A 23,729-nucleotide genomic window follows, 5' to 3' on the forward strand; every position below is an offset into this window, starting at 1 on the left:
GAGTCGGGGCATGCGAACCGACTCTTCTCCCGGCACCCTGCCGGCGCGGGAGCACCTCCCGGCCGGAGACGCCGGTACGCCTGTCCTGGACGTAGTGATCCCCGTCTACAACGAGGAGAAGGACCTCCAGCCATGTGTGCTCAGACTGCACGAGCACCTCAAGCGCACGTTCCCGTACGCGTTCCGCATCACCATCGCGGACAACGCGTCGATCGACACCACCCCTCAGGTGGCCGCGCGGCTGGAGTCGGAGATCCCCGAGGTCAAATCGTTCCGGCTGGAGCAGAAGGGGCGCGGTCGAGCACTGCGCACCGTCTGGTCCGCCTCGGACGCCCCGATCCTCGCCTACATGGATGTGGATCTCTCCACCGACCTCAATGCGCTGCTCCCCCTGGTGGCGCCGCTGATCTCGGGTCACTCCGACCTGGCGATCGGTTCCCGGCTGGCCCGCTCGTCGCGTGTCGTGCGTGGCGCCAAGCGCGAGTTCATCAGCCGGACCTACAACCTGATCCTGCGCGGCTCGTTGCAGGCCCGCTTCTCGGACGCCCAGTGCGGATTCAAGGCGATCCGGCGTGATGTGGCCCAGGCGCTGCTGCCGCTCGTCGAGGACACCGGCTGGTTCTTCGACACCGAGATGCTGGTGCTGGCCGAGCGTGCCGGACTCCGTATCCACGAGGTGCCGGTCGACTGGGTCGACGACCCGAACTCGACCGTCCACATCGTCAAGACGGCGACCGAGGACCTGAAGGGAGTGTGGCGCGTGGGCAAGGCCCTGGCCTCCGGTTCGCTGCCGCTCGACCGCGTCACGCGGCCCTTCGGCGACGACCCGCGCGACCGCGACATCCAGGACGTGCCCAAGGGGCTGGCCCGCCAGCTCGTCGGGTTCTGCGTGGTCGGCGGTCTCTCCACCCTCTTCTACCTCGTCCTGTACAGCCTCTTCCGGCAGTTCGGCGGCTCACAGGTCGCCAACGCGCTCGCCCTGCTGGTCTCGGCGGTCGCCAACACCGCCGCGAACCGCCGGCTGACCTTCGGGGTCCGCGGCCGGGGCGGCGCCGTCCGCCACCAGGCGCAGGGCCTCGTCGTCTTCGCCATCGGCCTCGCGCTGACCAGCGGTTCCCTTGCAGCGCTGAACGCGGCCAGCAGCAACCCGGCGCACTCCACCGAACTCGCGGTCCTGGTGGCCGCCAACCTCGCCGCGACCGTCCTCCGCTTCCTGCTCTTCCGCGCCTGGGTCTTCCCGGACCGCGACGACAGCGCCGAGGACTCGACGGTCGCAGCCCTCAACTCCCCTTCGTCGCCGACCTATTCGACGGCGGCGCAGCACCCGCAGAACCCGCAGTACCCGGGTGGTTCGTACGCCCCGCTGCCGCAGCGTCAGCCGCAGCCCCAGCAGAGTGCGTACGACACCACCCCGCACCACACCACCCAGTTCCGCGCCGGTGAAGCCGCGGACGGCACCTGGAGGGACGCGACGATGCAGTTGCAGCCGGTGCGTCCCCACGACACCGATCCGAGGGACCGCCGATGACCACCGACACCGATCAGACGACCTACCCGGGAGGAGGCAGCCCCTCGTCCTGGGGGCCGCCTACCGGTGACAGCGACACCGGCAGAGACACGGCCGTACACGAGCCGGTGGCGCCCGCGGACACCCTGGCCCCCCAGGCCGGTGAGCCCAAGCAGCCGCTCGGGCGCCGCCTGTGGCGCGGCCGGCCCGAGGACCCGCGCTGGGCGCGCCCCGCGTTCTGGGGCATGCTGCTGGCGACGGCGCTGCTCTACCTCTACAACCTGAGCGCGTCCGGCTATTCAAACTCCTTCTACTCGGCGGCGGTTCAGGCCGGCAGCAAGAGCTGGAAGGCGTTCCTGTTCGGCTCGCTCGACGCGGGCAACGCGATCACCGTCGACAAGCCCTCGGCGTTCCTGTGGCCGATGGAGATCTCGGTCCGCGTCTTCGGCCTCAACTCCTGGGCGATCCTGGTCCCCGAGGTCCTCATGGGCGTCGGCACGGTCGCGGTCGTCTACGCGGCGGTACGCCGTCGACACAGCCCCCAGGCCGGTCTGATCGCGGGCGCCGTACTGGCGCTCACCCCGGTCGCCGCGCTGATGTTCCGCTTCAACAACCCTGACGCCGCACTGGCGTTGCTCATGGCGCTCGCCTGCTACCTCGTCGTCCGGGCCCTGGAGGACGGCCGTACGAAGTGGCTGGTGTGGGCGGGTGTCGCGATCGGCTTCGCGTTCCTGTCGAAGACGTTGCAGGCCTTCCTGATCCTGCCGCCGCTGGCCATCGTCTACGCGGTCTGCGCACCGGTGAGCGTGAAGAAGAGGTTCGCCCAACTGGGCCTGGCCACCGGCGCGTTGGTCGTCGCGGCGGGCTGGTGGGTCGCGCTCGTCGAGCTGTGGCCGGCGTCCTCGCGCCCCTACATCGGCGGCTCGCAGAACAACAGCTTCCTTGAACTGACCTTCGGCTACAACGGGTTCGGCCGCCTCAGCGGCGATGAGACCGGCAGCGTCGGAGGCGGCGGTGGCGGCACCGGCACGGGCATGTGGGGTGCCACCGGCTGGAGCCGGATGTTCAACGACGAGATCGGCAGCCAGATCTCCTGGCTGCTCCCCACCGCGCTGATCCTCCTCGTCGCGGGCCTGGTGGCCACACGCAAGCTCAACCGCACCTCCGTCAGGCGCAGTTCGATGCTGGTGTGGGGCGGCTCGCTGGTGACGACCCTGGTCGTCTTCAGCTACATGGCCGGCATCTTCCACCAGTACTACACGATCGCGCTGGCCCCCTACATGGCCGCCGTCATCGGCATCGGCGCGGGCTCCCTCTGGGAGAAGCGCGGCGAGATCTGGGCGTCGATCACCCTCGCGGCAGCGGTAGTTGCGGCCGGCGTGTGGGGCTACGTCCTCCTCAACCGCACCTCCGACTACCTTCCCTGGCTGAAGTGGCTGGTCCTCATCGGCTCCCTGGCCGGTGCGCTCGGCCTGATCTTCGTAGCGAAGATCGGCCGCCAACTCGCCCTCGCGGCAGTCGGCTTGAGCATCGTGGCAGGCCTGGCGGGCCCGGCGGCGTACACCCTCTCGACGGTCAACTCCGCACACACCGGCTCCATCCCGACGGCCGGTCCGGCCGGCGCGAGCATGATGGGCGGCGGTGGCGGTCCGGGTGGCGGCGGCGGTCGCGGCGGCTTCGGTGGCGGCAACCGCACCGGCGGCACGGGCACCATGCCCGGTCAGCAGGGCGGCAACGGCGGCACCACCCAGAACCAGGGCGGCGGCTTCCCCGGCGGCGGCACGGGCACGATGCCCGGCGGCGGTACGGGCACCACTCCTGGTGGCGGCGGTACGACCCAGAACCAGGGTGGCGGCCAGACCGGCGACGGCGGCGGCATGGGCGGCGGCGGCATGGGCGGCGGCGGTGGCGTCGGCGGCCTGCTCAACGGCGCGACGGTCACCTCGGCGGCCAAGAAGCTCCTCCAGACGGACGCGAGCAAGTACACCTGGGTCGCCGCGTCCATCGGCTCCCAGAACGCCGCGAGCTACCAACTCGCCACCGGCGACCCGGTGATGGCGATCGGCGGCTTCAACGGCACCGACCCGTCGCCGACGCTGGCCCAGTTCAAGAAGTACGTGGCGGACGGCAAGATCCACTACTTCATCTCGGGCAGCACCGGAATGGGCGGCAGCAGCAGCACGGGCAGCTCCTCGCAGATCTCCTCGTGGGTCGAGAAGAACTACAAGAAGGTGACGGTCGGTTCGGCCACCTTCTACGACCTGACGCAGAAGACGAGCAGCTGACACCCGGCTGACGGTTCTCCACTGAGCAGGGGCGGTGACCACACGGTCACCGCCCCTCTTCATGTCCGCCGTAACTCTGTTGTACGCCGTATAGGGACTGTTCTACGGTGTACAGCATGCCGACTTCCCCAGGCCCCCAAGCCCTTCAGGGCCACCCCCAGCGCTGGATCGTCCTCGGAGTCATCTGCCTGGCCCAGCTCACCGTGCTGCTCGACAACACCGTCCTGAACGTCGCGATCCCCTCGCTCACCCGCGAACTCGACGCGAGCACCGCGGACATCCAGTGGATGATCAACGCGTACTCCCTCGTACAGTCCGGACTCCTCCTCACCGCGGGCAGCGCGGCCGACCGCTACGGCCGCAAGAAGATGCTGATCGCGGGTCTCGTGCTGTTCGGCGTGGGCTCGCTGGTCGCCGGACTCGCCCAGTCCACCGGGCAGTTGATCGCCGCGAGGGCCGGTATGGGGGTCGGCGGGGCGCTGCTCATCACGACCACCCTGGCCGTAGTGATGCAGATCTTCAGCCCTGAGGAACAGCCGAGGGCGATCGGCATCTGGGCCGCGGTGAACGCGCTCGGTTTCGCGACGGGCCCGCTCCTCGGCGGCTTCATGCTGAACCACTTCTGGTGGGGCGCGATCTTCCTGATCAATATCCCGGTAGCGGCGCTGGCCCTGGTGGCCGCGGTGGTCCTGGTCCCCGAGTCCAAGAACCCACGCGGCGACCGCCCGGACCTCCTGGGCGCCCTGCTCTCGACCATCGGCATGGCCGCGCTGGTCTACGCGATCATCTCCGGCCCGGCGCACGGCTGGACGTCCGGGCGGGTGCTGCTCACGGTGGCGGTGGCGGTCGTGGTCCTCGCGGCCTTCGCGTCCTGGGAGAACCGTGTCCCGTACCCCATGCTCGACCTGGACTTCTTCCGCGACCGCCGCTTCACGGGCGCGGTCGCCGGGGTCGTCCTCATCACCTTCGGCATGGCCGGCTCGCTCTTCCTGCTCACCCAGCACCTCCAATTCGTCCTCGGCTACGGCCCGTTGGAGGCGGGTGTCCGTACGGCACCGCTCGCTCTGGTGATCGTCGCGCTCAACTTCTCGGGGCTGGCGGCGAAGTGGACGGCGCGGCTCGGGATGCCGGTTTCCATCGGGCTGGGGATGGTGTCGATGTCGGCGGGACTGGTGTCGATCGCGTCGCTTGCCACCGGTGGGTATGCGGGGACGCTGGTGGGGCTGGTGCTGATCGGGGCGGGGGCGGCGATCGCCAATCCGGCGATGGCTCACGCGATCATGAGTGCGATTCCTCCGGAGAAGGCGGGGGTCGGGGCGGGCGTCAATGGAACGTTGGGGGAGTTCGGGAACGGGTTGGGGGTCGCGGTTCTTGGTGCGGTGCTGAGTTCTCGGTTCGCGGCGGTGTCCCTGCCGGTCGGGTTGGCGGCGGCGTCGTCGGCTGAGGAGAGGCGGAAGGTGACCGATGCCTTCTCTGCCGGGCTGGAGGTCAGTCAGTTGGTGGGGGCCGTTGCTGTTTTGGTCGGGGGGTTGCTTGCGGCGGCGTTGTTGTGGCGGGCGGAGCGGGCAGACTCGGAGATGGTGGTCGCCCAGTAGCTCGGGTGGCGGGGTGCGTTGGCGGCTGCGGGCGCGTTGTGGCTGGTCGCGCCCACGCGGCGGAGCCGCAAATGTCACAGCCCCGCGCCCCTGAATACTGGCCCGGGACTGAAATGCTGAGGAAGGTGCGTCATGGCCAAGGCAAGCCCGCCGTCGGGGCGTTCCGCGCGCACCAGTGTCTGGCTTGAGACGAAGACGCGTCGGAGCGGGCGCGGCGGTGGAGGGCAACCCGGCCTCGACCGCGCCCGCATCACCGAAGTCACCGTACGGCTGCTGGACGCCGAAGGCCTGGCCAAGTTCTCCATGCGGAGGCTCGCCGCGGAGCTGAACGTGACCGCGATGTCCGTCTACTGGTACGTCGACACCAAGGACGACCTCCTCGAACTCGCCCTGGATGCCGTCTTCGGGGAGCTGCGCCTGCCAGATCCGGAGTCCGAGGGCGAGGACTGGCGGGACCAACTCCGCATGCTGGCAACGGAGTACAGGGCCCTACTGGTCCGGCACCCCTGGCTGTCGCCGCTGGCCGGTACCTTCCTCAACATCGGACCGAACTCGCTCACGTTCTCCCGTGTCGTACAACGCGTGATCCGCCGAACCGGGCTGCCGGAGCACGGGCTGACGGGGGCGATCTCGGCCGTCTTCCAGTTCGTCTACGGCTACGGCACGATCGAGGGCCACTTCTTCGCCCGCGTCGCCGACACCGGGATGACCCCCGACGACTACTTCCGGCACGCCATGACGACGTTCGACGGGGCCCCGACGACCGCCGAGGTCGTGCAGGAGTCCAAGAAACTCATGGCGGCCCGGGGCGGCGACACGGTCGCGGAGATGATGAACCGGGACTTCACCTTCGCCCTGGACCTGCTGGTGGCGGGCATCGAGGCGATGGTGAAGAGGGACGGCGGCAAGGACAGCCCGTCGCGGGCGTGAGTACGGGGCGGGCTTTCAACCTCAGGTCGGCATTATCAGCCTCTCCAAGGCTTGAATGCCGGTCGGCTTCTTCAACTCCGGCCGGCGCCTTCAGCCGGTCGTCGGCTTGAGCCCCCGCCGCCTCTTTCAACTCAGGCCGGCATTTTTCAGCCCGTCCGGCGTCTGAGGACGAGGCCCCTTCAGGGCCGATGGGGGTCTGGGGGCGGAGCCCCCAGCACCACCTCAGCCTTCGGCGAGTCGCGCCGGGAAGCCACCCGTCGCCACCGGACCCCACTTCTCAGGCGTGACCCGCACGATCGACTTCCCCTGCTTCACCATCGCCGCCCGGTACTCGTCCCAGTCCGGATGCTCCCCCGAGATGTTCCGGAAGTACTCGACGAGCGGCTCCACGGACTCCGGCGAGTCGATGACCTCGGCGGAGCCGTCGATCTGGACCCAGGGGCCGTTCCACTCGTCGCTCAGGATGATCAGGCTGACCCGCGGATCACGCTTCGCGTTGCGGGTCTTGGCCCGCTCGGGGTACGTGGAGACGACGATCCGCCCCGAGTCGTCGACCCCGCAGGTCAGCGGCGAACCCTGCGGGCTCCCGTCCGCCCGCCGGGTCAGCAGGATCGCCCGGTGCCGGGGCCGTACGAAATCCAGCAGCTCGTCCAGGGACACAGAGGTGTTGCTCGCGATGTTCGAAGCCATGCTGACCAGCCTAGGCGGAGCCCACCCTGTTACGCCTGCGGCAACGACTCCCCCTGCACCGCCTGGATGTCCAGCTCGACCTTGAGCGTCGTACCGATCGCCGCGATCCCCGCCTGCACGACCTGGTTGTAGTTCATCGCGAAGTCCTCGCGGTGCAGCTCCGTGGTCGCCCGGAACGCGGCGCGCGTGCCGCCCCAGGGGTCGGCCCCGGTGCCGAGGTAGGCGAGGTCGAGGTCGACGGGTCGTACGACGCCGTGAAGGGTCAGTTCGCCGGAGACGGTCCAGCGGTCGGAGCCGGCCGGGGTCAGACCCGTCGAGGAGTAGGTGATCTCCGGGTAGCGGGCCACGTCCAGGAAGTCCGGGGAGCGCAGGTGGTCGTCGCGCATGCCGTTCCCCGTGTCGATGGACGCGGCCCGGATGACCGCCTCCACCCGGGACTTGGCGATGTCGTCCGGCGCGATCTCGACCGACGCCGTGAAGTCGGTGAACCGGCCGCGCACGCTGGAGATGCCCAGGTGCTGAGCGACCGCGCCGACCGTGGAGTGGGCGGGGTCGACCGTCCACGGCCCGGGCGGCGGCAACTCCGTACCCCCTTGCCGGGCCAGCGTCACCGTGCCGACCTCGGCCCGCCCGCTCGCGGTGACGATCGCGGTGGCGGCGGCGGGCGCGTACCCGACGGCGGTCACGATCACGGTGTACGGCCCGGGCGCCAGCGGGTTCACGTCCCGCACCGCCCCCTCGGCGTCCGCCTCGGCCCGCAGCACCTGCGCCCCGGTCATGTCGGTCACCGTGACGACCGCGTGCGACACGGCCCATCCGTCGCGGGTACGGATCTTCGCGGTCAGTCCCATGTCCCTCTAACTCCTTGCCGTACAGCCCTACAAAGGGGACCGGCCCGCGCAACGCGCCTCCGCTCGGGACGCGTTGCGCAGGCCGGGGTATCAACTACTCGCCTGGGTGCGCGAGTTCGATGTCGTGCCCGTCGGCCCCGCGGCCGTTCACCGTGAGGGCGGTCGCGACCGGCGGGTAGCCCGTCGCGATCACCGTGTACTCGCCGCCGCTGAGGTCGGTGAAGGCGTACGCCCCGTCCGAACCGGTCGTCGCGGTGCCGACCACGTTGCCCGCCGCGTCCACGAGGGTCACGCGGGCGTCGGCCAGCGGACCGTGCGGGGCCCGGACCACGCCCAGGACCTGCGCGCCGGAGTCCAGGTCGATCTCGACCCGGGTGACCCCCGTGCCGCCGACCTCGACCGGCAGCGCGCGCGGCCGGTACCCGGCGGCGTTCACCGCGACGGTCACGGCCCCCGGCACCAGCTCGGCGAACGCGAACTCGCCCTGCTCACCGGTGATTCCGGTGGAGAGCAGGTCGCCGCGCACGTCCGTCACGATGACCATCGCGTCCTTGACGGGCAGCCCCGTCTCGGCGGCCCGGACGAGCCCGTTCAGACCGCTGGTGCCGCTGAGCAGGACGTCGTAGGAGACCGGCTCGTGGCCGTTGACGACGACCGTGGAGGCCTGCGGCTGGAAGCCGTCGGCGGAGGCGATCAGGACGTACGACCCCACGCTCGGCGCGTCCAGCGCGTAGGAGCCGTCCGCCTGCGTGACCGAGCGGCCCAACTGGCGTCCCCCGAGGGAGATCAGGGTGACGGCGGCCTGCGGGACGGGCGCGCTCTCGGCGCCGCGGACGAAGCCCCGGACGGGAATTCCACCGGACACGGGATCGGACATGGGTACGGTCTCCTCCCCCACCACCGTTGCCACGGCGGCGAGTTGCTGCTCGGTACCTTCGGCCGCCCAGCTGGGGACCTTCTGCTCGGCGGGCGCGGGGATCTCCGCCGCGTCCAGCACGCCCACGGCCTCCTCGGCCGCCTGCGCCAGCCCGCCGGAGGTCCGCAGCGGGACCTCCTTGATGAACATCACGACGATGAAGGAGATGAGCGCGAAGGGGGCCGCGTAGAGGAAGACGTCGGCGATTCCGTGGCCGTAGGCGCCCTCCAGCCAGGTGCGGACCGTGCTCGGCAGGGCGTCCATGTCGGGGAGCGCGCTGCTGCCGACGGCCTTCGCGGCGGCGGCCTGCGACTGCGGGTCCAAGGAGGCGACGGTGTCCTTGGCGTAGTGCGTGATGCGGCCGGACATGACCGAGCCGAGCACGCCGACGCCGACCGCGCCGCCGAGCGAGCGGAAGAAGCTCACCGTGGAGGAGGCGGCGCCGAGGTCCTTCGGGGTGACCTGGTTCTGCGTGGAGAGGACCAGGTTCTGCATCATCGTGCCGACGCCGATGCCCAACAGGGCCATGTAGATGGACAGTTCCCAGTACGGGGTGTCGTAGCGCATCAGGCCGAGCAGGCCCAGACCCGCGGTGAGGAAGAGGCCGCCGGCGACCAGCCAGCCCTTCCAGCGGCCGGTCTTGGTGATGAAGCGGCCGGAGACCATCGACGCGACGAACAGGCCGCCGATCATCGGGATCGTCATGACACCGGACATCGTCGGGGACTTGTCGCGGGCCAGCTGGAAGTACTGGGAGAAGAAGACCGTGCCCGAGTACATGCCGACGCCCACGAACAGCGAGGCCAGGGAAGCCAGCGACACCGTGCGGTTGCGGAACAGGCGCAGCGGGATGATCGGCTCGCTCGCCCGTGTCTCGGTGAACACGAACAGCAGCGCCAGCACGACGGTGCCGCCCACCATCGCGTACGTCTGCCACGACAGCCACTCGTACTTGTCGTCGGCGAAGGTCACCCAGACCAGCAGCAGCGAGGCCGCCGCGGTGATGAAGAAGGCGCCGGTCCAGTCGACCTTGACCTTCCGCTTGGCGACCGGGAGGTTCAGCGTCTTCTGGAGCACGATCAGCGCGATCAGCGCGAACGGGATCCCGACGAACAGGCAGTAGCGCCAGCCGAGCCACGAGGTGTCGGTGATCACGCCACCGAGCAGCGGACCGCCGACGGTCGCCACGGCGAAGGTGGCGCCGGTGTAGCCGGAGTACCGGCCGCGCTCGCGCGGGGCGATCATCGCGGCCATCACGACCTGGACGAGGGCGGAGAGACCGCCGGCGCCGAGGCCCTGGATGACACGGGCGCCGATCAGCATCGCCGGATTCTGCGCGAGGCCGGCGACGACCGAGCCGATGATGTAGATGACCAGGGATATCTGGACCAGGGCCTTCTTGCTGACCAGGTCGGCCATCTTGCCCCACAGCGGCACCGAGGCCGTCATGGAGAGCAGGGCCGCGGTGACGACCCAGGTGTAGGCCTCCTGGCCGCCGCCCAGACTGCCGATGATGGTCGGCAGGGCGTTGGTGACGATCGTCGACGAGATGATCGCGGCGAACAGTCCGAGCAGCAGCCCGGAGAGCGCCTCCATGATCTGCCGGTGTGTCATCGGAGCGCCGTCGGGGGCCGCGGGGGAGGCCCCTCCGTGCTTGGCGTGAGCCCGCACACCGGCTGGTGTGGTCGTTGCCATGGGCTTCCTTTTCTTCCGTGCTTATGCGGGTGTACGGGTGGTGTGTTCGAGTTCGTGGTGGGGGGAGTCGCTGGTGCGGGGGGTCCCGGCCGCGACGGGAGGTCGCGTGGGAGGGGGCATGGGCGGGGGCTGTGCGGTACGGCAGTCGCCGAAGCTCGCCCGGAGCCGGGCCATCAGCTCGATCAGCTGCCCGACCTCCTCGTCGCTCCAGTCGCTCAGCCGGTCGGCGAGCAACTGGGCGGTCCGCCGCGACAGTTCGCCGACCTGGGCCCGGCCGCCGGGGGTGAGGCGCAGGATGCGGGAGCGCTTGTCGGCGGGGTCGGGGGACCGTTCGATCCAGCCCCGGTCGACGACGTGCGCGACATGGCGGCTGGTCACGGACATGTCGACGGAGAGCAACTCCGCGAGCTTGCTCATCCGCATGTCGCCGTACCGGTCGAGCAGGGTCAGTACGGCCGCGGAGCCGCTGGGGCAGTCGGAGGGCATGATCCGCCCCAACTCCCTGCGTACGGCGCCGAAGGCACTGAACTGACGCATCAGCTCCTCGTACTGCGTCCGCTCGGCCATCACACCTCCCATGTCCGGTCCCATGTCCGTTCCGTGTTCGTTGCTTAGGGCAACCATAAGAGACTAAGAGAGGTTGGTTGCTACAGGCAAATAAAAAAGGTAGGTGCGGCATAAAAAGTTGGCAAAGGCAAGCATTTCTGAACGTAAACCCGCAGGTGGGGAAGCTCGTCCGAGGCCCCGCACTTGGGTGTCACCCGGGGATTCGCTAGTGTCTCGGCCCATGGCAAACACCCAGGGCCCCGAGGGCAACTACGACCCCGCCGGCAGTACCCAGATGTTCCGTGCCTTCGTCGACGAGACCCCACAGGGCGGCCGGCCGCAGGCCGCGCCCACCGCTTCGGCCGGACCCCGCGTCGGCCTGATCGTCGGCGTCGTCGTCGCCGTGCTGGTCGTGGCGGCGGTGGCCTACCTGGCCTTCATGTAACACCGACCGCTTCATCCGAGCAGTGGTCTACCGGGTCGGCTCCAACGGGAACCGGTAGACCGTCGACTCCCGGACCCGGAAGCCGAGCCGCTCGTACAGCCGGTTCGCCGCGGCGCGGTCCGGCCGCGAGGTGAGATCGACGGTCCGCGCCCCGGCCTCCCGGGCGATGCCCAGCGCCCGCTCGATGAGCAGCGCGGCGATCCCCCTCCCCCGGGCGGCACTGTCGACGACGACGTCCTCGACGCGCCCGCGCAGTCCGGACGGCACGGGGGACATCACCAGCGTGAGGGTGCCGACGATCGTGCCCGCGTCCCGCGCGACCAGCACGGTGTTCGTCGCGCACGAGACCATCCGCTCGACCGCGGCCCGGTCGAGAGTCCCCGCCGTGCCGGACAACTGCGGCAGCAACCGCCCGAACGCGTCCACGAGTTCACCGGTCGCCTCGCGCGCGATCTCCACCTGAACGTCCATGCCGCGGAGCCTATCGACCGGCTCTACCTCCACTCGACCGACACGTCCCGCGTCTCGATGTGCGTCCCCAACGGCACCCGCCACGCGTCGACGCACACGGTCCAGGTGTGGTCCTCGCGCGCATGGGCCGCGATCGGCACGGGAAGTCGCTCGGCCGACCCGATCGTCGCCCAGTCGATCCCGAGGGCCCCGATGATGTGCGTCCCGAACGTCACCGTGCCCGAACGCACCGCCGTACCCCCGGAGTTGCGGAAGCTCAGGGTCACGTCCTCGCACCAGCGGTGGTCCGTGGCCTTGCGCGCGGGCTCGCCCCAGGTGAGGGCGGCGGGGGTGGCGGGAGCCGTCGTAGGAACGGCAGTTGGGGTCGGTGACGGTGAATGCGTGGTGCTACGGCCGGACTTGGCACCCGTGGTTGAAGAGGGAGCCGGGGCGGGTGCCGAAGTCGCCCCGCCGGCCGGTGACTTGCTGCCTGCGGGCGGCGTCGGGTCGTCGAGCGGTACCAGCGTGACGCTCCCGGTCGGGCGTACCGCCGTAGCGGATGGGCGAGGCGGGCCGACCGCCACGTAGCCGCCGTCGCCGGTGTTTCCGCACGCGGTCAGCGTCATGCAGACGACGGCCGCCGACGCGCCCAACAGGGCGCCTCGGCGGCCGGCTGTCCATGTCGAACGAGGCATCGCGCCATGGTGGCTGACACTCCGTCAAATAGGAACCCTCGGGACCCTGTTGGGGGTCAGTCCGAGATCAGGCCCTCGCGGAGGGTCGAGAGGGTGCGCGTGAGGAGCCGGGAGACGTGCATCTGGGAGATGCCGACCTCCTCGCCGATCTGCGACTGGGTCATGTTGGCGAAGAAGCGCAGCATGATGATCCGGCGCTCACGGGGCGGGAGCTTGGCGAGCAGCGGCTTGAGCGACTCGCGGTACTCCACGCCTTCCAGGGCCGTGTCCTCGTAGCCGAGACGGTCCGCCAGCGAGCCCTCGCCGCCGTCGTCCTCGGGGGCCGGGGAGTCGAGCGAGGAGGCCGTGTACGCGTTGCCGACCGCGAGGCCGTCGACGACGTCCTCCTCGGACACGCCCAGGACCACGGCGAGTTCGGGGACGGTCGGTGACCGGTCCAGCTTCTGGGAGAGCTCGTCGCTGGCCTTCGTCAGGGCCAGGCGCAGCTCCTGAAGGCGACGCGGGACGCGCACCGACCACGACGTGTCGCGGAAGAAGCGCTTGATCTCGCCCACGACGGTCGGCATCGCGAACGTCGGGAACTCCACCCCGCGTTCGCAGTCGAACCGGTCGATCGCCTTGATCAGGCCGATCGTGCCGACCTGGACGATGTCCTCCATCGGCTCGTTGCGGGAGCGGAAACGCGCCGAGGCGTACCGCACGAGCGGGAGGTTGAGCTCGATGAGGGTGTCCCGGACGTAACCACGCTCGGGGCTGTTCTCGTCGAGTGCGGCGAGCCGCAGGAAGAGGGAGCGGGACAGGGTGCGGGTGTCGATGGCTCCCGTGGTCGGGAGGGCCGGGGCCGGTACGGCGGGTACGGCCTCAAGGACCGTAACGGCGTCGAGTGCGGGCTCAGCGTCGCTCTTGGTGAGCGTGAGCACCTTCGAGCTGCCCTGGTCTGCGGACATGCCACCCCCTTTGGGTCGCGGGACGGTCGCGGCGATCGCCCCCGTCTGGGGAGCGGTGCCTTCACCTGAATACCGGAGCCGGAGCCACGGCAAACGCGCTTCCCGCAGAATGTCACATGTCGGCAACACGCTGTAGTGACATGTCGACATGTCTGTGACGAAACAGCCCTGGAAAAAGGGGGTCTGACGGCTTTTCAGCGCAGAACCGTCGGGAAAGGGCCCCATGAGCGATTCGTTCGTACCGGTGACAGCTCGCTCGGGCATTCGGTTATGCCCCGATACGGCTTCCGCTATGGGTCCGGCTACGGCTGCTACGCCTCGATGCGGTTCGCGGAGCGCAGCCGCTGGAAGCTGCGCGCGAGGAGCCGGGAGACGTGCATCTGGGAGACGCCGAGCTCCGCGCTGATCTGCGACTGGGTGAGGTTGCTGTAGTAGCGCAGCAGCAGGATCCGCTGTTCCCGCTCGGGGAGTTGGACGAGGAGGTGGCGGACGAGGTCGCGGTGTTCCACGCCGTCCAGGGCCGGGTCCTCGTAGCCGAGCCGGTCGATCAGGCCGGGCAGTCCGTCGCCCTCCTGGGCGGCCTCCAGGGAGGTCGCGTGGTACGACCGTCCGGCCTCGATGCAGGACAGCACCTCGTCCTCGCCGATGCGCAGCCGCTCGGCGATCTCGCCGGTGGTGGGGGTGCGCCCGAAGGCGGTCGTCAGATCCTCGGTCGCCGCGTTGACCTGCACCCACAACTCGTGCAGCCGGCGCGGGACATGGACGGTGCGGACGTTGTCACGGAAGTACCGCTTGATCTCGCCGATCACGGTCGGCATCGCGAACGTCGGGAACTGCACGCCCCGGTCCGGGTCGAAGCGGTCGATGGCGTTGATCAGACCGATGGTGCCGACCTGGACGACGTCCTCCATCGGCTCGTTGCGGGAGCGGAAGCGGGCGGCGGCGTAGCGCACGAGCGGGATGTTCGCCTCGATGAGCGCCCCGCGCACCCGGTTGTGCTCCGGCGTACCCGGCTGGAGCCCCTTGAGCTGGCCGAAGAGCACCTGGGTGAGGGCCCGGGTGTCCGCGCCGCGGCTGCGCGGCGGAGCGGCTGCCACGGGGGGCTGGGCGGGCGCCTCGTCCTGGGGCGGCGCTGTACTGGCCGACAAGGTCAACGCCACACCTCTTCAATAGGTCAACTCATCCGTCAAAAGCGGTCATAGCATCACAAGACATGTGCACTGTGTGCAAGCACCGCCTAATACCGTGTTATGCCGTGTTGAGCAACAAAAGCCCCTCGCCGTGACGGCAAGGGGCTTTGAGGAAGGGGCGCTTCGGGCTTCTTCGGGGGCGGTCAGAACTCGTAGTCGGCGACGATCCATGTGGCGAACTCGCGCCACAGCGCGACGCCGGCCTGGTGCGCGGGGTGTTCGATGTACCGCTTCAGGGCCTCGGGGTCGTCGACCGCCGAGTTGATCGCGAAGTCGTAGGCGATGGGGCGGTCGCTGATGTTCCAGCCCAGCTCCCAGAAACGCAGTTCGTCGACCAGGTCGCCGAGCGGCCGGAAGGCCTCGACGCCGGCCACGACACGCGGGTCGTCGCGCTCGACACCCTCGTTGAGCTTGAAGAGGACGAGGTGGCGGATCATCGCGCGCTCCTGGGTAGTCGGCTGTTTCGCTACTGCGCCCCGTCGGCCAGCCAGGTCATGAAGTCGCCGATGGCCTTCGCGGCGTCCGATATGCCCTCGAAGCCTATCTGGACGTAGTCGGCCGCCTTGGACGGGTCCGTGATGATCACGTACGACGCGAAGACCACGAGCAAGTAGACGACGATCTTCTTGGCGTTCACCGCCATCGCGGCCTCCCGTGTGACTTCGTGCCCGTGGGCCCCCTGTTGCCGGCGGTGAGTGTAACCTTCACGGCCCTTTTTTGGATCAATCAGGGATCAACGGTCCGCAGGTGAAGGGGTGTTGCCGCCGTCATGCACGAAGGGCCCCGTCTCTCGACGGGGCCCTTCAGAAGCGGTAGCGGAGGGATTTGAACCCTCGGTGACTTGCGCCACACTCGCTTTCGAGGCGAGCTCCTTCGGCCGCTCGGACACGCTACCGAGAGAGACCTTACAACAAGGTGGGGCGTGGTTTGAAATCGGTAATCGGAGGCCCGAGACAGGGGCTGCCACCGGTCCCGCTACCGGTCCCGGAAGAACTCCGTGAGCAGGTGGGCGCACTCGTCCGCGAGGACGCCCTCGATGACCTCGGGGCGGTGGTTGAGCCGGCGGTCGCGGACGACGTCGAAGAGTGAGCCGGCCGCGCCGGCCTTCTCGTCGCGGGCGCCGTAGACGACCCGGTCGACCCGGGACTGCACCAGCGCGCCCGCGCACATCGTGCAGGGTTCGAGGGTGACGACGAGCGTGCAGCCGGACAGCCGCCACTCACCTGTGTGAGCGGCGGCCCTGCGGATCGCGAGGACCTCGGCGTGCGCCGTCGGATCGCCGGTGGCCTCGCGTTCGTTGTGCCCGGTGGCGAGCACGGTCGTACCGTCCGGGGACAGCACGACCGCGCCGACCGGGACGTCGCCGCCCCGGGCGGCCTGTCCGGCCTCGTCGAGGGCGAGCCGCATCGCGGCCCGCCAACGGTCGCGTACCGGGTCCGGAGTCCCTTCTGTGCGTGCTGTGGTCAGCGGACGGTCTCCAGGACCTCCGAGGCCCCCAGGGCCTCGGCGATGGAACTCAGCGCGTCGTCCGCGTCGAGGAGCAGCAGCTCCTTCTCGCCGACGCCCAGGTCGTCCAGGATCTGGCGGTCACCGACCGGGCTGTGCGGAACGGCCTCGGCCGAGGAGGTGCCGTCCTCGTCGTCGTCCTCCTCCTCGGTGTCACCGTCCTCGGTGCCGTCGAGGTCGAGGGAGTCCAGATCGACGGCGTCGTCGTCGTCCGGATCCCGTCCGAGCAGCTCGTCGGTGAGCAGGATCTCGCCGTACGAGCTGCGGGCTGCGGCAGCGGCGTCCGAGACGTAGATCCGAGGGTCGTCCTCGCCATCGACGCGGACGACGCCGAACCAGGCGTCCTCCTGCTCGATGAGCACCAGCACCGTGTCGTCCTCGGGCGAGGCTTCACGGGCCAGTGTGGCCAGGTCCGACATGCTCTCGACATCGTCGAGCTCTGTGTCGCTCGCTTCCCACCCGTCTTCGGTGCGCGCGAGCAGTGCGGCGAAGTACACCGTGACTCTCCCACTGGTCATAGGTGTGCCGGTTGGAGGTCCCCCCGGCTGAGGCTGCGGGCGGGGAGAGCTCGTGCTCCGAGCCCCACCCACTCGGAATCGTGGCAGAAACAAGGCGCTCAGGGGACGTCTTCGGCTCCCTGTGTCCGCCCGTTTTGATCGACCACCAGCGGGATCGTACGCGGCGATCGCCTTACACACGCACCCGGTTGGGCTTACAAAGTGCTGTGAGACAGGCCTCGACTACCAGCGGAACGTGCGCATACGCATGGCGTGGCGCAGCCGCGCGACCTTGGCGCGGCGGGGCTGGACCCGGTCGCGCAGCTCGCGCGCCTCGGTCAGCTCGCGCAGGAACTGGGCCCGGCGCCGCCTGCGCTCGGCCTCGGTCTCCCGGCTGTCGTGCTGTGACGGGTCCTCGTGGGACTCACGCTCAGGCATCGGTTCACCACCCCGTTCCGTCCCTCCCACTTTCCCCCGGACGGGCGGTTTGATGCCAACGCGAGCAGGCACGGAGCGGCGGCTACTGTTGTGGACATGCGTCTCCACGTCGTCGACCACCCCCTGGTCGCCCACAAGCTCACCACGCTGCGCGACCGGCGCACCGACTCCGCGACCTTCCGCCGCCTCGCCGACGAGCTGGTCACCCTGCTCGCCTACGAGGCCACGCGCGACGTGCGCACCGAACAGGTGGACATCACGACGCCGGTCTCCCCGACCACCGGCGTCAAGCTGTCCTACCCGCGTCCCCTGGTCGTGCCGATCCTGCGGGCCGGTCTCGGCATGCTGGACGGCATGGTCCGGCTGCTGCCCTCCGCCGAGGTGGGCTTCATGGGCATGGTGCGCGACGAGGAGACCCTCCAGGCCTCCACGTACGCCACGCGCATGCCGGAGGACCTCTCCGGCCGCCAGGTGTACGTCCTGGACCCGATGCTGGCCACCGGCGGCACCCTGGTCGCCGCGATCCGCGAGCTGATCAAGCGCGGCGCCGACGACGTGACGGCCGTGGTCCTGCTCGCCGCCCCCGAGGGCGTCGAGGTCATGGAACGCGAACTGGCGGGCACCCCGGTGACCGTCGTGACGGCCTCGGTCGACGAGCGCCTGAACGAGCACGGCTACATCGTCCCGGGCCTGGGCGACGCGGGCGACCGCCTCTACGGCGCGGCCGAGTAGGACTCCGTCAACACCCGATTCCCGTACGGCTCTTACCCGCCGTACGGGAATCGGGTGTTGTCGTAGCACTGCGGTCCTACGACAGCTCTCGTACGGCTGCTCTCGTACGACCCTGCTCTCGTACGGCTACGAGCACGCCTTCGGTGACGCACTGGCCGTCGGCTCGGGTCCGGCCAGCGCGGCCAGGGCCTTGTCGGCGGCCGCCTTCGCCGTGAGGTTCTTGAAGGCGGCGCCGATGACGAGGTCGACCGCGGTGCCCTTGCGGGTGGCCTCGGTGCGGCGCTCGGCGCCGGTCAGCTGGGTGGCGAGGACGGGCAGCGAGGTGTCGAGGGCGGAGGCGGGGCCGAGCAGCACGCCGGTGCCCTTGACCTTCTTGTCCCACTGCGCGGACGCGTTGCCCACGTCACCGATCTGGAAGCCGCGCTTCTTCAGTTCGTCGGCGGTCGACTTGGCGAGGCCGCTGCGAGGGGTGGCGTTGTAGACGTTCACGGTGATCTGGGCCGGCTTCGGTACGGCGGCGTCGGCGCTGGGTGACGGGCTCGCCTTGGTCGCGCAGTCGGCCTTGGGGCCGGCCGCCGCGGCCTGCTTGCCGCCACCGGTGAAGACGTCGATGAGCTGCAACGTGCCCCACCCGCCCACACCCAGTACGGCGACGGACGCGACCACCATGAGGACGAGCCTCCCGCGGCGCCGCGGACGGCGCATACGCGGGTATTTGTCCCCCGTGATCCGGTACTGGCCGCCCATGCCTGGGGGAGTCAGCATGCTCATGAGCGCAGCGTAGTGCGCCCGGGCGGCGATGCCTACTAGATGATCATTCGACAGCGCCGAGACCAACCCGAAAGGACGAACCTCGGGTCCGGGTCGGCCCCGGCGAGTGAGCCGAAGGGGCGCGCCTGTGTCGAGAGATCGAGCGCGCGGAGGCCCGAAGGGTCGAGCACGGTCGGGCTCTCGACACAGGCTTTGGTGCCCCCGGAGGCGAACCGAGCCTCAAAAAAAGGGGGGTGCCGCTCAGTCCAGCTCAAGAACACGCGCGTGGAGCACCTGGCGCTGTTGCAGCGCGGCGCGGACCGCCCGGTGGAGCCCGTCCTCCAGGTACAGGTCGCCCTGCCACTTCACGACGTGCGCGAAGAGGTCGCCGTAGAAGGTCGAGTCCTCGGCGAGGAGGGTTTCCAGGTCGAGCTGGCCCTTGGTCGTCACGAGCTGATCGAGGCGGACCGGGCGCGGCGCGACATCCGCCCACTGCCGGGTGCTCTCCCGGCCGTGGTCGGGGTACGGCCGGCCGTTTCCGATGCGCTTGAAGATCACACGGAAAGCCTACCGGTCATGACGTTCCGGGCGCAGCCATGGAGACGGAGTGCGACGCTGGAAAAGATGCCGTAAAGCCGGGCAAAACGGGAACAGGGGCCTGATATGAGTGACAGCGAGACGATCGCCGCCGGGTACGCCTTCACAGGACCTGCACTCGACCTGGGGGCCCTGTTGTGGGACGGGGCCTGTCTGCCCGACGCGCAGATCCGCATCCCCCTCCCGATGCTCAACCGCCACGGCCTCGTCGCGGGCGCCACCGGCACCGGCAAGACCAAGACCCTCCAGCTCATCGCCGAGCAGCTCTCGGCGCAGGGCGTGCCGGTGTTCCTCGCGGATGTGAAGGGCGATGTGTCGGGCATCTCGGCGCCCGGCGTCACGAACGACAAGGTCGCGGGGCGGGCCGCCGAGGTGAAGCAGCAGTGGACGGCGACCGGCTTTCCGGCGGAGTTCTACGCCCTCGGAGGCATCGGTCACGGCATCCCCGTCCGGGCCACGATCACCGGCTTCGGCCCGGTCCTGCTCTCCAAGGTGCTTCAGCTCAACCAGACCCAGGAGCAGTCCCTCGGCCTGCTCTTCCACTACGCCGACACCAAGGGCCTGGAGCTGATCGACCTCAAGGACCTGCGGGCGGTCGTCACCTTCCTGACCTCGGACGAGGGCAAGCCGGAACTGAGGAACATCGGCGGCCTGTCCACCGCCACGGCCGGCGTGATCCTGCGCTCCCTCACCGCGTTCGAGGCACAGGGCATGGCCGACTTCTTCGGTGAGCCGGACTTCGACACCAGCGAGCTGCTGCGTACGGCGTCGGACGGCCGGGGCATGGTCTCCGTCCTCGAACTCCCCGCCGTCCAGGACAGACCGCAGCTCTTCTCGACCTTCCTGATGTGGATGCTCGCCGACCTCTTCCACGACCTCCCGGAGGTCGGAGACGCCGAGAAGCCGAAGCTCGTCTTCTTCTTCGACGAGGCGCACCTGCTCTTCAACGACGCGTCCAAGGCCTTCCTGGACTCCATCACGCAGACCGTCCGCCTCATTCGCTCGAAAGGGGTCGGCGTCTTCTTCGTGACCCAGACCCCGAAGGACGTACCGGGCGACGTCCTGGCCCAGCTCGGCAACCGCGTCCAGCACGCGCTGCGCGCCTTCACCCCGGACGACCAGAAGGCGTTGAAGGCAACGGTGAAGACCTTCCCGAACTCCTCCTACGACCTGGAGGAGATCCTGACGGGCCTGGGCACAGGCGAAGCCGTGGTGACGGTCCTGAGCGAGAACGGCGCCCCGACGCCCGTCGCCGTCACCCGCTTGCGCGCCCCCGAGTCCCTGATGGGCCCGATCGCCGCGGCGACCCTCGACGCGGCGGTCAAGTCCTCGTCCCTCTACGGCCGTTACGCACAGGCTGTGGACCGCGAGTCGGCGTACGAGAAGCTGACGTCCCGCCCCCAGGAGACACCGGAGACACCGGAGACACCGAAGGCGGCTGCCAAGTCGGCTCCGAAGGCGCCCAAGGAGGACGAGTCGATGGTCCAACAGGTCGTAGGCAGCGGCATGTTCAAGTCCCTGGCGCGATCGGTCGGCACCCAGATCGGCCGCGAGATCACCCGCTCCCTCTTCGGCACGGCCCGGCGGAAGCGCTAGCCCCCGCCGGGCCGTGCCGTCTACGGCAGGTCAGCGCGCCCGTTCCTCCGGGGGCCGCTGCGGCTCGGTTCGGCGGGCTTCCGGCTTGGGTGCGTTGCGGACGGCCTCCGCGCGCAACAGGGCGCGCAGGACCGCGTACGGGTCGATGGGCATGGCTGTGTTCCTAGCGTCGCGGTGACGGGTTGACCTCGGGGGACGGTCGGTCCGTCAGCAGCGCAGGACCACGGTGCGCAGAGCGCGGAGGGTGTACGACGGCCGGGGCGGCGCGGGGAAGGAGCGCACCCGGGAGGCCGGGGACGCCGGGCCGGGCGCGGGGCGCAGCGGCACGGCGGGCCGGTGGACGGCGAGGGAGAGGGGCCGTAGGGCAGCGGCAGCCGTGTCGAGGACGTCGTACTCGAAGGTCGTCTCCACGGACGACGACGCGACCGGCGTCGCGCGCATCTCGGCGTGGGTGCCCGGGACGAGCAGGGCGAGCAGCAGCACGAGGGCCCGCAGCCAGGCGCGGCTGCGGGGGAGGCTGTGTGCGGGGCGCACCCTCGTGCTCATGGAAAGTCATCTCCCAGCGGCCGTGCGGCGTTCATCGCGGCGGGCGCGTAAACCGCCCGCACGGCCTACCGACGAGCGTCACAGGGACTGGGGCACCTGCTTGGCGTGGCTCCTCATCCGGACGGCCGTGACGATCTCGACGACGCCGACCGCGACCAGCCAGATGCCGCAGACGAGGGTGAGGACGGCGACCGAGCGGAACGGGGAGTCGATCAGCACGATGCCGGCGATGAAGGTGACGATCCCGAGGAAGATCTGCCAGCCGCGGGCGGGCATCGTCCGGTCGTGGATCGCGGCCAGGGTCTGCGTGATGCCCCGGATCAGCCAGCCGATGCCGATCCACAGGGCGAGCAGCAGGATCGACTGCATCGGCCCGCGGAAGCAGAACAGGCCCAGCACGATCGACAGCGCGCCGCTGATGAACGCCAGCACACGCAGCGAGGTCGCCCGGTGCGTGCCGAAGGCGGCGACCAGCTGGAAGACACCGCTGATCAGGAGATAGACGCCGAAGAGGATCCCGGCGGCGAAGAGGGACGCGCCGGGCCATACGAGGACCAGCACGCCGAGGACGAGGGACGCGACGCCGGTGAGCAGGACGACCTGCCAGGCGGCTTGGGAGAGGGCGAAGAGGGGCCCTTCGAATTCCGGTTCCGGCTCGTCACGGTGGGCGCGCGGGACACGGGTGTCGTGGGCGTGGCGGTCGTCGAACTCCGGGCCCCTGAAGGGGCCGCTCGGTGCCTCGGTCATGGTCCATGTTTTGACCGGGGGCGGACTGCCCGCCACCGGGGCGGGCCACCTGGCTGACGGGAGTGCCGGGGGTGTCGGGGTTCTAGGGGGTCGTATTCCGACTGCGGGTGCGTGGTGGGGGCTGGTCGCGCCCGCGCGGCGGCGCCGCATATCGACACAGCCCCGCGCCCCTAGGGGGCTGAGGTGGGGCAGGGTGCAGAGGCGGGGTCTACTTGCCGGCGGCTGCCTTCGCTGCCTTGGCCGCGGCCTTCATCTCCTGTTTGTGGGCGCGGACCTTGGCCAGCGACTCGGGCCCGGTGATGTCGGCGACGGAACGGTAGGACTTCGCCTCGCCGTACGCCCCGGCGGCCTCCCGCCACCCCTTCGGCGTGACCCCGAGCTGCTTGCCGAGCAGGGCGAGGAAGATCTGCGCCTTCTGCTTCCCGAACCCGGGCAACTCCTCAAGCCGCTTGAGCAGCTCGGCACCCGTACCGACGCCCTCCCAGACACCGCTCGCGTCCCCGTCGTAGTGCTCGACGAGGTACTGGCACAACTGCTGGATCCGCTTGGCCATGGATCCCGGGTAGCGATGCACGGCGGGCTTCTCGGAGAGCAGCGCCACGAAGGCCTCGGGGTCGCGGGCGGCGATCTCCTGCGCGTCCAGATCGGTGGCCCCGAGCCGGTCGGCGATCGTCCGCGGCCCCTTGAACGCCCACTCCATCGGCACCTGCTGATCGAGCAGCATCCCCACCAGCGCGGCGAGCGGGGAACGGCCGAGGAGTTCGTCGGCGGCGGGGTCCTGGGCGAGGTGAAGGGTTGCGTCCATGGGTCGATGATGGCGCGTGCGGGTTCAGCTCGCCCGCCAGTACCCCAACGCGTGCACCCGCTCCCGCCGTACCCCCAGCTCCTTGCGTACGTACGACGACAGCCCCCGGGTCGTGGCCGTGTCGCAGGTGATCCAGACGTACGGGTCGGCGCTGCCCTTCAGGAGGTCGGGGAGTTCCGCGCGTACCCGGTCGGTCAGTTGGCCTCGGGGGTGGTGGCGGACCTCGTGGAGGGACGGGTCGGTACGGAAGGGGAGGCTGCCGGACTCGCCCCCGAACCAGATCGTCGCCGGGACCTTCGAACCGACCGTGTCCAGAAGGGAGTTGATGGCGGGGAGCGACGCGGGATCGCCGATCGCGAAGAGGTGGGAGGGGGCCGGGTCGGGGGTCTCGAACCCCGTGCCCTGGACCGTCGCCTCGATCGTGTCGCCGGGCTTCGCGGCCCGGGCCCAGTCGCTCGCACACCCCTCGTGCAGGGCGAATTCGAGGCCGAACGTGCCGGTCGCTGGGTCGGGGTCGACCAGGGTGTACGCCCGCTGGTGGGGCTTGCCCGCGTTGTCGAACCAGAGGCGGACCCACATCGTCGGGTGGACGCCGGTCGCCGCGAGCATGCCGCCGTCGGTGAGGCGGAGGCGGCGGTAGCGCGGGGTGACGTCCTCGGCCCGTGTCACCGTGAACTCGAAGTCCTTCGCGCGCAGCAGCTTGAGAACCGCGCCCTCCCAACCGCGCCCCTGCACCATGGCCTCTTCACCCTTCGCGTACGCTTTCCCCACGA

General features: G+C 69.9%; 27 protein-coding genes and 1 tRNA gene. 7 read left to right on the forward strand and 21 right to left on the reverse strand.

The genetic code is table 11. The features are described 5' to 3' along the window. The first annotated feature begins 10 nt into the window (after window positions 1-10). The 4 genes from OG194_RS24100 (at window position 11) to OG194_RS24115 (ending at window position 6,317) form a co-directional block, all read left to right on the forward strand. The gene (locus OG194_RS24100; RefSeq protein ID WP_327402897.1) at window positions 11-1,528 is read left to right on the forward strand and encodes a bifunctional glycosyltransferase family 2/GtrA family protein; all 1,518 of its coding nucleotides are present in this window, start codon (window positions 11-13) and stop codon (window positions 1,526-1,528) included. After that, on the forward strand, window positions 1,525-3,792 hold the full coding sequence (locus OG194_RS24105) for an ArnT family glycosyltransferase (protein WP_327402898.1): 2,268 nt from the start codon (window positions 1,525-1,527) through the stop codon (window positions 3,790-3,792). The genes OG194_RS24100 and OG194_RS24105 overlap by 4 nt, the downstream gene beginning before the upstream one ends. A gap of 116 nt (window positions 3,793-3,908) precedes the next feature. Further along, complete coding sequence (locus OG194_RS24110; protein ID WP_327402899.1) at window positions 3,909-5,387, forward strand: MFS transporter; 1,479 nt, start codon at window positions 3,909-3,911, stop codon at window positions 5,385-5,387. Window positions 5,388-5,519: 132 nt separating this feature from the next. Next, entirely contained in the window at window positions 5,520-6,317 is a 798-nt protein-coding gene (locus OG194_RS24115) for a TetR/AcrR family transcriptional regulator (RefSeq protein ID WP_327402900.1), read from the forward strand. A 222-nt stretch (window positions 6,318-6,539) separates the two neighbouring features. On the opposite strand, the gene OG194_RS24120 is transcribed toward OG194_RS24115, so the two are convergent. From OG194_RS24120 to OG194_RS24135, 4 genes are all read right to left on the reverse strand, one after another. Further along, window positions 6,540-7,007 (reverse strand): PPOX class F420-dependent oxidoreductase, encoded by a 468-nt coding sequence (locus OG194_RS24120; RefSeq protein ID WP_327402901.1) that lies wholly within the window; start codon window positions 7,005-7,007, stop codon window positions 6,540-6,542. 29 nt (window positions 7,008-7,036) lie between these two features. After that, window positions 7,037-7,858 carry a YceI family protein gene (locus OG194_RS24125; RefSeq protein ID WP_327402902.1) on the reverse strand — a complete coding sequence of 274 codons (822 nt, stop codon included), beginning with the start codon at window positions 7,856-7,858 and terminating at the stop codon, window positions 7,037-7,039. 94 nt (window positions 7,859-7,952) lie between these two features. After that, a complete protein-coding gene (locus tag OG194_RS24130) occupies window positions 7,953-10,469 on the reverse strand; it encodes an MFS transporter (RefSeq protein WP_327402903.1) in 2,517 nt (838 codons plus the stop codon). A 21-nt stretch (window positions 10,470-10,490) separates the two neighbouring features. Continuing rightward, complete coding sequence (locus OG194_RS24135) at window positions 10,491-11,036, reverse strand: MarR family winged helix-turn-helix transcriptional regulator (RefSeq protein ID WP_327407187.1); 546 nt, start codon at window positions 11,034-11,036, stop codon at window positions 10,491-10,493. A gap of 220 nt (window positions 11,037-11,256) precedes the next feature. On the opposite strand from OG194_RS24135, the gene OG194_RS24140 reads away from it, so the two are divergent. Continuing rightward, window positions 11,257-11,460, forward strand: a complete 204-nt coding sequence (locus OG194_RS24140) for a hypothetical protein (protein ID WP_033285555.1) — start codon at window positions 11,257-11,259, stop codon at window positions 11,458-11,460. Between the two features lie 27 nt (window positions 11,461-11,487). On the opposite strand, the gene OG194_RS24145 is transcribed toward OG194_RS24140, so the two are convergent. From OG194_RS24145 to OG194_RS24190, 10 genes are all read right to left on the reverse strand, one after another. Further along, a complete protein-coding gene (locus OG194_RS24145) occupies window positions 11,488-11,931 on the reverse strand; it encodes a GNAT family N-acetyltransferase (protein WP_327402904.1) in 444 nt (147 codons plus the stop codon). 23 nt (window positions 11,932-11,954) lie between these two features. Beyond that, complete coding sequence (locus tag OG194_RS24150) at window positions 11,955-12,605, reverse strand: hypothetical protein (protein WP_327402905.1); 651 nt, start codon at window positions 12,603-12,605, stop codon at window positions 11,955-11,957. Window positions 12,606-12,661: 56 nt separating this feature from the next. After that, on the reverse strand, window positions 12,662-13,552 hold the full coding sequence (locus tag OG194_RS24155) for an RNA polymerase sigma factor SigF (protein ID WP_019054917.1): 891 nt from the start codon (window positions 13,550-13,552) through the stop codon (window positions 12,662-12,664). A gap of 311 nt (window positions 13,553-13,863) precedes the next feature. Beyond that, the gene (locus OG194_RS24160) at window positions 13,864-14,712 is read right to left on the reverse strand and encodes an RNA polymerase sigma factor SigF (RefSeq protein WP_327402906.1); all 849 of its coding nucleotides are present in this window, start codon (window positions 14,710-14,712) and stop codon (window positions 13,864-13,866) included. A 173-nt stretch (window positions 14,713-14,885) separates the two neighbouring features. Further along, the gene (locus OG194_RS24165) at window positions 14,886-15,179 is read right to left on the reverse strand and encodes a Dabb family protein (RefSeq protein ID WP_327402907.1); all 294 of its coding nucleotides are present in this window, start codon (window positions 15,177-15,179) and stop codon (window positions 14,886-14,888) included. A 29-nt stretch (window positions 15,180-15,208) separates the two neighbouring features. Further along, a complete protein-coding gene (locus OG194_RS24170; RefSeq protein ID WP_318017336.1) occupies window positions 15,209-15,385 on the reverse strand; it encodes a hypothetical protein in 177 nt (58 codons plus the stop codon). 167 nt (window positions 15,386-15,552) lie between these two features. Continuing rightward, a tRNA-Ser gene (locus OG194_RS24175) sits at window positions 15,553-15,637 on the reverse strand. Between the two features lie 80 nt (window positions 15,638-15,717). Next, the gene (tadA, locus tag OG194_RS24180) at window positions 15,718-16,149 is read right to left on the reverse strand and encodes a tRNA adenosine(34) deaminase TadA (RefSeq protein ID WP_327402908.1); all 432 of its coding nucleotides are present in this window, start codon (window positions 16,147-16,149) and stop codon (window positions 15,718-15,720) included. A gap of 56 nt (window positions 16,150-16,205) precedes the next feature. Next, entirely contained in the window at window positions 16,206-16,745 is a 540-nt protein-coding gene (locus tag OG194_RS24185) for a tRNA adenosine deaminase-associated protein (RefSeq protein WP_327407188.1), read from the reverse strand. 243 nt (window positions 16,746-16,988) lie between these two features. Continuing rightward, window positions 16,989-17,183, reverse strand: coding sequence for a hypothetical protein (locus tag OG194_RS24190; RefSeq protein ID WP_327402909.1), 195 nt, complete (start codon window positions 17,181-17,183; stop codon window positions 16,989-16,991). A 96-nt stretch (window positions 17,184-17,279) separates the two neighbouring features. Between OG194_RS24190 and upp the strand changes: the two genes are divergently transcribed. After that, window positions 17,280-17,915 carry a uracil phosphoribosyltransferase gene (gene upp / locus OG194_RS24195; protein WP_327402910.1) on the forward strand — a complete coding sequence of 212 codons (636 nt, stop codon included), beginning with the start codon at window positions 17,280-17,282 and terminating at the stop codon, window positions 17,913-17,915. Between the two features lie 126 nt (window positions 17,916-18,041). Here the strand turns inward: upp and OG194_RS24200 are convergent, their stop codons facing one another. Continuing rightward, the gene (locus OG194_RS24200) at window positions 18,042-18,662 is read right to left on the reverse strand and encodes a LytR C-terminal domain-containing protein (protein WP_327407189.1); all 621 of its coding nucleotides are present in this window, start codon (window positions 18,660-18,662) and stop codon (window positions 18,042-18,044) included. 264 nt (window positions 18,663-18,926) lie between these two features. Continuing rightward, window positions 18,927-19,223 (reverse strand): type II toxin-antitoxin system VapB family antitoxin, encoded by a 297-nt coding sequence (locus OG194_RS24205; protein WP_003999914.1) that lies wholly within the window; start codon window positions 19,221-19,223, stop codon window positions 18,927-18,929. Window positions 19,224-19,328: 105 nt separating this feature from the next. On the opposite strand from OG194_RS24205, the gene OG194_RS24210 reads away from it, so the two are divergent. Beyond that, entirely contained in the window at window positions 19,329-20,858 is a 1,530-nt protein-coding gene (locus OG194_RS24210; protein WP_327402911.1) for a helicase HerA-like domain-containing protein, read from the forward strand. Window positions 20,859-20,888: 30 nt separating this feature from the next. On the opposite strand, the gene OG194_RS24215 is transcribed toward OG194_RS24210, so the two are convergent. The 5 genes from OG194_RS24215 to OG194_RS24235 all read right to left on the reverse strand — a co-directional run bounded on the left by OG194_RS24215 (window position 20,889) and on the right by OG194_RS24235 (window position 23,694). After that, on the reverse strand, window positions 20,889-21,011 hold the full coding sequence (locus OG194_RS24215; protein ID WP_327402912.1) for a hypothetical protein: 123 nt from the start codon (window positions 21,009-21,011) through the stop codon (window positions 20,889-20,891). A gap of 54 nt (window positions 21,012-21,065) precedes the next feature. Then, window positions 21,066-21,404, reverse strand: coding sequence for a hypothetical protein (locus OG194_RS24220; protein WP_327402913.1), 339 nt, complete (start codon window positions 21,402-21,404; stop codon window positions 21,066-21,068). A gap of 78 nt (window positions 21,405-21,482) precedes the next feature. Further along, on the reverse strand, window positions 21,483-22,151 hold the full coding sequence (locus tag OG194_RS24225) for an HdeD family acid-resistance protein (RefSeq protein WP_327402914.1): 669 nt from the start codon (window positions 22,149-22,151) through the stop codon (window positions 21,483-21,485). A gap of 208 nt (window positions 22,152-22,359) precedes the next feature. Beyond that, window positions 22,360-22,956, reverse strand: coding sequence for an HhH-GPD-type base excision DNA repair protein (locus tag OG194_RS24230; RefSeq protein WP_327402915.1), 597 nt, complete (start codon window positions 22,954-22,956; stop codon window positions 22,360-22,362). Between the two features lie 24 nt (window positions 22,957-22,980). Continuing rightward, the gene (locus OG194_RS24235) at window positions 22,981-23,694 is read right to left on the reverse strand and encodes a siderophore-interacting protein (RefSeq protein ID WP_327402916.1); all 714 of its coding nucleotides are present in this window, start codon (window positions 23,692-23,694) and stop codon (window positions 22,981-22,983) included. Window positions 23,695-23,729 lie beyond the last annotated feature (35 nt).

The sequence above is a fragment of the Streptomyces sp. NBC_01288 genome, from assembly GCF_035982055.1.
GTDB lineage: Bacteria > Actinomycetota > Actinomycetes > Streptomycetales > Streptomycetaceae > Streptomyces.